The sequence below is a fragment of the Synechococcus sp. OH2 genome (genome assembly GCF_047462155.1).
In the GTDB taxonomy this organism is placed as follows: Bacteria; Cyanobacteriota; Cyanobacteriia; order Thermostichales; family Thermostichaceae; genus Thermostichus.
The window spans coordinates 1-3,255 of sequence record NZ_JANSIR010000097.1; the positions used below are offsets into that span (position 1 = coordinate 1).

The window sequence follows — 3,255 nt, forward strand, 5'->3', positions numbered from 1 at the left end:
GGGTGGGCAGCAATTGGCCGGCTCCGATCCGGTCATGGGAGGCTTGGTGGCTATTGAGCAAGACCTAGCCAGTCCCGATCTGGAAGTGCGAATCCGAGCGATTGAGGAAGCGCTCCAATATGGCGAAAAAGGGGTTCAACTTGTTATCCAAACCGTCATGCAAAAAGGTTTGGCTTGGAAAGTTCAATTTGCAGCCTGGAAAACACTGCTGGAGTCAGCGGATCCGGAGCTTGTGCAGGTAGCAAAAGCGCATCCGCTTCCTCTCCGTAAAGTCGAAGATATCCAAGCCAGATACAGAGCCGGAGAGCGAGACTTCCGCTGGGCTGACCTGAGGGGAGCCAGTCTAAGTAGGCCTGACTTAAGTGGGGCAGACTTGAGGGGAGCCGACCTAGGGAAAGGAGAGAGGGGGGGAGCAGCCTATCTGTACCAGGCTGACCTGAGCCGAGCTGATCTGAGCTGGGCTAACCTGAGCGAGGTATACCTAGAGGGGGCCAACCTAAGCCGGGCAAACTTGAAAGCAGCACGCCTGAGCAGGGCCAAGCTAAGCCGCGCAAACCTGAGTGCAGCATACCTAGGCGAGGCCGACTTAGAGGGGGCCGATTTGCGCTCCGCAAACCTAAGCCGAGCCTACTTAAGGGGAGCGAACCTGGACAACGCCAACTTAACCGAAGCCGATCTGAGTGAAGCTAACCTGGAGGGGGTCAACCTCAGGCAAGCCAACTTGAGGGGGGTTAACCTGAGCCGGATACGTCAGGCATGTCTGAGAGGATCCAACCTGAGCGGAGCTGACCTAAACGAAACATATCTGCGAGGGGTCGATCTAAGCGAGGCCAGCTTGGCCCAGACCTATCTGAGAGGATTAGACCTCAGTGGGGCCAACCTCAGCGGAGCCAACCTGAGGGGGGCCAATTTGAAGCAGGCTAACTTGAGAGCAGCCAACCTCAACGGAGCCAACTTGAGCGGGGCTGACCTGAGCCAGGCTGATCTCAGCGGAGCCAACTTGAGCGGGGCCGACTTGAGCCGGGTCAGTCTAGAGGGATCCCTAGTCTCTGCCGAAACGCAGATGGATCCCAAGTGGCGGCTGGTCTGGGAGATTGTTAACGGCCAGGCTGATGTGAAAAACCTCAGCGGGGCTGACTTAAGGGCAGCAGACCTGAGGGGGGCAAACCTGGAAGGAGCCGACCTGAGCGGGGCAGACCTGCAGGAGGCAGACTTGCTGAACGTTTCTCTCAAAGGAGCAAACCTAAAGGGCGCAAAACTAAGTCCCGGCTGGGATCGATTTGTCGACTTGAGCGGGGCCATCCTCCCCGACGGAACTGTCCATCCCTAGGCAGATCCCTTTGCTAGACTACCTACAGCTAGCAGCTAGATCCATGAGTTCCTTAGATCTCGCCTTTGCCAGCAATCACCAAGACATTCTCACGCTGCTGGACTTGGTGGTTCGCGCTCGCTACCCTTTGATCTACCTAGTTACTCCCGAAGAAGCCCCAGCAGAGGAGCTGCTACAAGTTCTGGCCGATTCTCTCAAACCCAAGCGCAAACTCCTAATCTGGGATATCGTCTCTGGCTGGTCAGACAACGGCCAAAACAAAGGTCAATTGATGCCTGCTCTGGGCCGCATCGGCGCTATCAAAGAGGACGAGGCGGTTATTTGTGTTCTCAAGGATCTAAACCCCACCCTGAGAAATCCAGAACGCTCAGATAACTATCCCGTTATCCGCTACCTAAAAACCTTGGCCAGAGAGGGCCGCCACAGCCGCAAGTCCATCATCCTCCTGGGCCAAGAAGCCGTTGTCCCTGCCGAGCTGCGCGAGGAAATTGTAGTCTATGATTTTCCCCTGCCCAGCATCGACGAAATTGAGCGGATCGTTACCCGCGCGATCCCTGCCCGTCAACTGGAGCTAAGCGGCCCAGCGCGGGAACAACTGGTTCGAGCCTGTCAAGGGCTGACCCGGCAGCGCATTGAGCGGATCCTGGCCCGCGCCCTAGCCGCCAAAGGCAAGGTCAGCGAGGGCGATATCGACCTGGTTCTGGAAGAGAAAAAGCAATACATCCGCCAGACAGAAATCCTGGAGTTTTACAACCCCTCCGAGACCCTGCAAAATGTCGGCGGCCTGGAAAACCTCAAAGCCTGGATTCGCCAGCGCCGCAACAGCTTTAGTGCCCAGGCCCGCGACTATGGCTTGCCCAGCCCCAAGGGCATTTTGCTGGCCGGGATTCAGGGTACCGGCAAGTCCCTCTGTGCCAAAACCATAGCCCGCGAGTGGCGCATGCCCTTGCTCCGGCTGGATGTGGGGCGACTCTTCGGCGGGATCGTCGGCGAAAGTGAAAGCCGCGTGCGCCAGATGATCCAAATTGCCGAAGCTATGGCCCCCTGTGTTTTGTGGATTGATGAGTTGGATAAGGCCTTTGGCGGCGTCAACAGCGAGTTTTCAGGAGATTCGGGCACCAGCAAGCGGGTCTTCGGCAGCCTAATTACCTGGATGCAGGAAAAAACCAAACCCGTTTTTATTGTTGCCACCGCCAATAATGTCCGCATCTTGCCGGCTGAGTTGCTGCGCAAAGGCCGGTTTGATGAGATTTTCTTTGTCAATTTGCCCAACCAGCGGGAGCGGGAGGAGATCTTCCAAGTCCACATCCAGCGGCTGCGGCCCAACCGCGTGCGGGATTTCTCCTACCCTGAGCTGGCCATGGCCAGCGAAGATTTCAGCGGGGCGGAAATTGAACAGACCATCTACGATGCCATGCACATGGCCTTCAACCAGGATCCACCCCGCGAGTTTACCCAGGAGGACATCCTTAGCGCCATTCGCCAAACCGTTCCTCTGGCCGCCATCGCCCGCGACCAGATTCAGGACTTAAAAGCATGGGCTGCCGAGTCCGGGGCGCGCACAGCCTCCCAAGACCAACAGCTTGTGCAGGAGCTGCGAACGCTGGTGCAAAAAAGAGGGCTGGGCCCCATCGAAGTCGACAGCCCCTCTTCGTTTTTCCCCTCCTCCCCCTCCTAAGTTCTCAGTCCTGGTCTTCTGGCGGGATGTAGCAGCCCTACCAAAACCATTAGCTCCCCAGGGATCCAACAGATAGCGGCTGCTTTGGGCTACGGGATCCCTGATTTTGGTGGTCGATTTGGGGGCTGGAAGCTTACCGAGCTGAAGTAATTGCCAAAACTGACCGGGCCTATGGCTTATGCAGCAGCAGGTAGTTGGAAGGTTAACTTGAGGTTAGGGATGGCGGAAAACTTTGATCCCGTTCTGG

At 57.1% G+C, this 3,255-nt stretch carries 2 protein-coding genes; both read left to right on the forward strand.

What is annotated here, in order from left to right:
- A partial coding sequence (locus tag NW835_RS09815; protein ID WP_414415181.1) for a pentapeptide repeat-containing protein occupies positions 1-1,330 on the forward strand: 1,330 nt, incomplete at its 5' end.
- A gap of 43 nt (positions 1,331-1,373) precedes the next feature.
- Positions 1,374-3,008, forward strand: coding sequence for an AAA family ATPase (locus NW835_RS09820; RefSeq protein ID WP_414415182.1), 1,635 nt, complete (start codon positions 1,374-1,376; stop codon positions 3,006-3,008).
- Positions 3,009-3,255 lie beyond the last annotated feature (247 nt).